This is a genomic window from Brevibacillus sp. AY1 (assembly GCF_029870785.1).
GTDB classification, from domain to species: Bacteria; Bacillota; Bacilli; order Brevibacillales; family Brevibacillaceae; genus Brevibacillus; species Brevibacillus invocatus.
In genome coordinates this window covers 1-5,563 of sequence record NZ_JAFLPN010000082.1, presented here as the reverse complement: position 1 = coordinate 5,563, position 5,563 = coordinate 1, and the positions used below count along the sequence as shown (strand labels likewise).

The following is a 5,563-nucleotide window of genomic DNA, read 5'->3' as shown; positions in this document are numbered from 1 at the left end:
CTTCTACATTGAGACTCACGGCTAATCTGGTACCGGTTGACTGAGTGGATTTCCATTCGTTTTTTGACACAAGATACTCGTCGAAGTCTTTATGCTGTCTGCTTCCGACAATCGAAACATCTCCAGATCTCACATAGTTTCGTAATTCCGTAAGAGCTGCCATCTCATAGTAATGCCGGTTAATGGCTCCGTCCTCATCAAACACATGTTTTTGCCATCGGTTCGATACGAAATCTAAAGGCGCATCTTCGGGTACTTTTCGTTTGCCAGTATCGTTCATCTCTCGAATGGTATCGAGTGCTCTCATCAACGGTTCAGCTGACTTCGTTGAACGGAACTCCAATGCACTTAAAAGGGTCGGAGTGTATTTACGAAGATAATTAAAGCGACTTTCTAAAAGATCCAAATAGTCATAATCAAGTGGCCGCGATAGTTTCTTGGCTTCTTCTACAGATTCAACGAATTTTTCCCACGGCATGATCGTTTCAAGCATAACAAAAGGATCAATGCCCTCATCCCGCGCTTTGATAAGAGCAGCTCCTAAGTCAGCATAATGGATTACTTTTTCATTCACGGCTTTACCGTTTTGTTTCTGGAGTTCCTCTTGTTGCTTTCGACCTTTTGATTGCAAGGTTAATATTTGCTTATCGTGGATCTCAAATGCCTGGTCAACCAAATCTTGACTAAGATCCAAAAGGTAAGCCACCATTACTGTATATCGTTTTGCTTCATGGAAGCGCCGAAAGGATTGCGGCTCGTATCGAGCACCCAAACGCGAGAGCTGCCGTAAACGATTGGGGTGGATCGCTTTCGTATCGATATTTAACTGCAAACTTCGTATGTATTCCAAACGTTCGATAACCTTTAAAAAGGCTTCAGGGGAAAATTGTCCTGTTGTCTCTTTAAGCCAACCAAGAGTTGTTTTTCCGGTACCAATCACAGGTTCGATAAGCTTGTCTAGTTTCTGTTTTTGCGATGAGGTTAGAGCTTCATGAATCTGCCGATAAATCCGTTCTTCGGCACGATGCCGAGCTTCCCATACGACCCTCTCAATCGTCGTAATAGCTGGTAGAATTATTTTTGAACGACGAAGCTCGTCTAATGCCACACGAATTAAATGAACAGCATTCCCGTTTTCTAGTGCCTGCTGAAATAAAAACTTCAACAGCCTACGATAATCGTTCGTTGTAAACGTAGTAAAGCCATATTCGTCACGTATTTCTTTCAGATGATCCCATAGCGTATTTTCCCTTCGGGCATATAAGGAAAAAACTCCTGGCTCAATACCCAGTTGTTTAGCCAGATATTCAAGCAAGAAGTCAGGGACCTCTTTTATATCAGTTATGCTCCATCCTGGATAACGTAGTAATGCTAATTGGACAGCAAAACCTAACCGGTTGTAGTCTCGCCGGTGGCGATTAATTATATCTAAATCATGTTGTGAGAAAGTGTAGTAAGTAGCAAGTTCCCATTCACCATTGGGAGGGCTCATCCATTCTAATCGCTGGTCTATTGTAAGGAGTTCTTTTCCGCGCAAGCTACTCGCACCTTTCTTTGATTTTCATATTCCTTTACACGTCGATAAAAAGTATTCGGCTTTAATTCAAGTCGCTTCATTCCTTCCGTTGCGGTAATCGATCCAGATCTCCACTCATCATACACCTGAATAAAATCCGATGTTATCTCGTACTTACGTCGTCCGAATCTCACTCCGTTATTTTTTGCTACTTCTATTCCCTCGGCCTGCCGTTGCTTATTTTTTTTACGTTCTTGCTCGGCCACATACGAAAGCAAACTTAAAAATTGATCTTCCATAAGCTTACCTAGATCGCCCATACTTCGAAATTTCCTACTATCAAACAAAGTCTCATTTTCTAGTACAACAATATCTGCATTTAGCTCTCTTGTAATATACTTCCATTCTCGAATGATCCCATCATAATCCCGACCTAATCGGTCTAGTGCATCAAGATATAGCAAATCCCCTTCGCGGATAATTAAACGCATCGCTTGATACTGTGGACGATTAAAATCCTTCCCACTTTGCTTGTCAACAAAAATGTAACGCTCTTCAATACCAAGTTCACGCATCTTTTTAATCTGCCGTTCTGGATTTTGATCCTTGGCAGAAACGCGAGCGTACCCTAGTTTCAAAAAGGTCAACTCCTTCCTATTATCCATGTCAAAAAGTATATCAGTTATTTGAAATGTTGCAAAATATAAAAACACACTTTATGACATGTAGAATACTACCTGTATTCCAACGTTTCATAAAGTATGCTTTTTGACAGTATTTTTGTGTACAAAAAACACATTCACTCAAATTTATGTTTGAATGAATAAGGAAAATAATTTATGATAATAATAATCAAATGTTGGTTTGATTAAGGGAGGTACTGTATGAAAGAACAAGATACATGTGAAATTTATTGTTTTGACGAATCCAAGGTTCGTCGTGTAAAGGATTTACTTCATAACCAAGAGATACAAGGCATGGCAAAGATGTTCAAAGTGTTGGCAGATGAGACTCGAATGAAAATTACTTTTGCATTATGTCAGGAGGATGAGATGTGTGTATGTGATGTGGCCAACATCATCGGCTCCTCAATGGCTACAGCTTCTCATCATTTACGAACTCTAAACCAACTGGGATTGGCCAAATACCGGAAGGAAGGTAAGTTGGTCTTTTATTCTTTAGAAGATGATCATGTACGTAAACTTGTCCAGTTAGCTTCTATTCATAGTCAGGAGTTGATCGTAAATGGCAAATAACGCTGAAAAAAACGTGTATCGAGTCCAAGGTTTTACCTGCACAAACTGTGCAGCCATATTTGAGAAAAACGTAAAAAATCTTCCTGGAGTACAGGAGGCACAAGTGAACTTTGGGGCTTCAAAGGTCACTGTTTTTGGAGACGCGACTGTTGAAGAACTTGAAAAAGCTGGTGCATTTGAGAATCTAAAAATTACGCCAGAAAAGGAACGCGTTGAAGTGAAGAAAAAACCTTTCTGGGAAGAAAACTGGAAAGTTGTTCTATCAGCTGTACTGTTAGTAGTGGGATATTTCCTCGGAGAACAATACGGTGAAGAGAGCATTTTTTCAGTGATTACCTACGCTGCATCTATCCTGATTGGTGGATATGAATTATTTATAAAGGGAATAAAGAACCTTTTCCGCTTGCAGTTTGATATGAACACTCTTATGACCGTTGCGATTCTTGGTGCAGCAGCAATTGGAGAATGGGGTGAAGGGGCGACTGTTGTTATCCTCTTTGCCATTAGTGAAGTATTAGAACGTTATTCAATGGAAAAAGCGCGTCAATCTATTCGTTCGTTGATGGATATTGCTCCCAAAGAAGCACTTATCCGTCGTGGTACCCAGGAGCTTATGGTTAACGTAGACGACATCCAAGTTGGCGACATCATGATTGTTAAGCCAGGTCAAAAACTTGCAATGGACGGTGTCGTAATCAAGGGCACATCGACCATCAATCAAGCCGCTATTACAGGTGAATCTGTTCCTGTAACAAAAACTATTGAAGACGAAGTTTTTGCTGGTACATTAAACGAAGAGGGACTACTCGAAGTACAAGTAACAAAGCGTGTTGAAGATACAACCATCTCAAAAATTATTCACCTCGTAGAAGAGGCACAAGCAGAACGCGCACCATCTCAAGCTTTCGTTGACAGGTTTGCAAAGTATTACACCCCGGCAATCATGATTTTGGCTTTAGGTATTGCCGTCATTCCTCCTCTTTTGATGGGTGGCATTTGGGGTGATTGGATCTATCGAGGCTTAGCGTTACTCGTTGTTGGATGCCCGTGCGCATTAGTTATCTCTACTCCTGTATCCATCGTTACGGCCATTGGAAACGCGGCTAAGAACGGTGTTCTTATTAAAGGCGGTATCCATCTAGAGGAAGCAGGCAGATTGTCTGCCATTGCATTTGATAAAACAGGAACATTAACAAGAGGGGTTCCAGAGGTTACGAACTTCATTACATTTGGAGATAAAGAAGAAAAAGAGTTACTGGCTATTGCAGCTGTTATTGAAAAGGGTTCACAGCATCCTCTTGCTTCAGCCATTATTCGCAAGGCAGAAAATGAAAAAGCTGACTTATCTCTAGAGGTTGATGAATTCAATTCCATTACTGGTAAAGGCGTAAAAGCCAGAATCGAAGGAGAATTATACTACATTGGCAGCCCCAAACTGTTTGCCGAATTGGACGCTTCCAACCTTACACAGGATATTTCAAATCAGATTGAAGCGTTGCAAAAACAAGGTAAAACCGTAATGGTTCTCGGAACTGAACAACAAATTCTTGCTCTCATCGCCGTTGCTGATGAAGTGCGTGATTCCAGTAAAGATGTTATTCAAAAACTGCATAATCTAGGCATTAAGAAAACCATTATGCTAACAGGTGACAACAGCGCAACAGCTGAAGCCATCGGAAGCCAGTTAGGTGTGGCGGAAGTGAAAGCAGAGTTACTACCACAAGACAAATTGGAGTTTATCAAGCAACTTCGAAAGGAATATGGCAATGTAGCAATGATTGGGGACGGTGTGAACGATGCTCCAGCCCTTGCTGCTTCCACTGTGGGGATCGCAATGGGGGGCGCCGGAACCGATACCGCTCTTGAAACCGCAGATATTGCATTAATGGCTGATGATTTAGGTAAGCTTCCTTACACCATGAAACTAAGCCGTAAGACACTGGCTATAATCAAACAAAACATTACGTTTTCCCTGGGTATCAAACTTCTTGCCCTAATCCTCATCATTCCAGGATGGCTTACTCTTTGGATGGCAATTTTTGCAGACATGGGAGCCACGCTTATTGTTACGTTGAATAGCCTTCGTCTGCTAAAGGTTAAGGGAAATCCAGGTAAATGACCAAGGCATGAAAGAAGTGAAAAAGAATCAAGTTTTTTGCGATCATGCCTGAAATCCGGTTAAGGAGTGTATTTTATATGGATTGTTGCGTACCATCCAGCACTGTGGAAACAGCCAAAACCACAAATTGCCCTTCCTGCGAAGGGAAGGGTAAAAGTGTTCCTCTCATTACACTAAAGTCTTTGCTTACAGCTTCTTCTTTGGAAACCATCGAACCAGATAACACATATTTTTTCTGTTCAAACTCTACATGTGATATCGTTTATTTCAGTGGTACTCATTCGCAAACATTTGAAGAGGAGGCCCTGAAAGTACCCGTATTCCAAAAGAATTCCAACATGCATGTACCAGTGTGCTATTGCTTTAATTGGACGCGAGATCGCCTATTTCAGGCAATCAACAATAATCAGCTGCCTATTGAACGAATAAAAGATCATGTCCAGTCGAATCGCTGTGGCTGTGAAGTAAACAACCCACAAGGGGCCTGCTGCTTGGGTAATGTTACCGCATATTTACGGAGTTTGAACTAACGAAACGTGAAGGAAATATTACCATCCAGCTTCAATAATACTACCACAATAGCCGGTTACACCCTTAACGTGGTGAAAACCGGCTTTTTTGTGCTTCAAAACTCCTTAGCGTTGTAAATCCGCGTTTTGCTGACGGTACCCC

The 5,563-nt window shown here is 41.4% G+C and carries 5 protein-coding genes; 3 read left to right on the top strand and 2 right to left on the bottom strand.

Features of this window, described 5'->3' with window-relative positions:
- Together JZI27_RS24635 and JZI27_RS24630 are read right to left on the bottom strand one after the other, a co-directional pair.
- On the bottom strand, positions 1 to 1,537 hold a 1,537-nt coding region (locus JZI27_RS24635; protein WP_280209804.1), incomplete at its 3' end, for a DUF4158 domain-containing protein.
- On the bottom strand, positions 1,510 to 2,154 hold the full coding sequence (locus JZI27_RS24630) for a recombinase family protein (RefSeq protein ID WP_280209803.1): 645 nt from the start codon (positions 2,152 to 2,154) through the stop codon (positions 1,510 to 1,512). The genes JZI27_RS24630 and JZI27_RS24635, both read right to left, overlap by 28 nt.
- Before the next feature lie 246 nt (positions 2,155 to 2,400).
- Here JZI27_RS24630 and JZI27_RS24625 point away from each other — a divergent pair, with 246 nt between their 5' ends.
- The 3 genes from JZI27_RS24625 to JZI27_RS24615 are packed head-to-tail and all read left to right on the top strand — an operon-like array spanning position 2,401 to position 5,421.
- Complete coding sequence (locus tag JZI27_RS24625; RefSeq protein WP_280209802.1) at positions 2,401 to 2,772, top strand: ArsR/SmtB family transcription factor; 372 nt, start codon at positions 2,401 to 2,403, stop codon at positions 2,770 to 2,772.
- Positions 2,762 to 4,891 carry a heavy metal translocating P-type ATPase gene (locus JZI27_RS24620; RefSeq protein WP_280209801.1) on the top strand — a complete coding sequence of 710 codons (2,130 nt, stop codon included), beginning with the start codon at positions 2,762 to 2,764 and terminating at the stop codon, positions 4,889 to 4,891. The genes JZI27_RS24625 and JZI27_RS24620 overlap by 11 nt, the downstream gene beginning before the upstream one ends.
- Before the next feature lie 44 nt (positions 4,892 to 4,935).
- Positions 4,936 to 5,421: a putative iron-sulfur cluster-binding metallochaperone gene (locus JZI27_RS24615; protein WP_481752845.1), complete on the top strand. Its 486-nt coding sequence runs from the start codon at positions 4,936 to 4,938 to the stop codon at positions 5,419 to 5,421.
- Positions 5,422 to 5,563 lie beyond the last annotated feature (142 nt).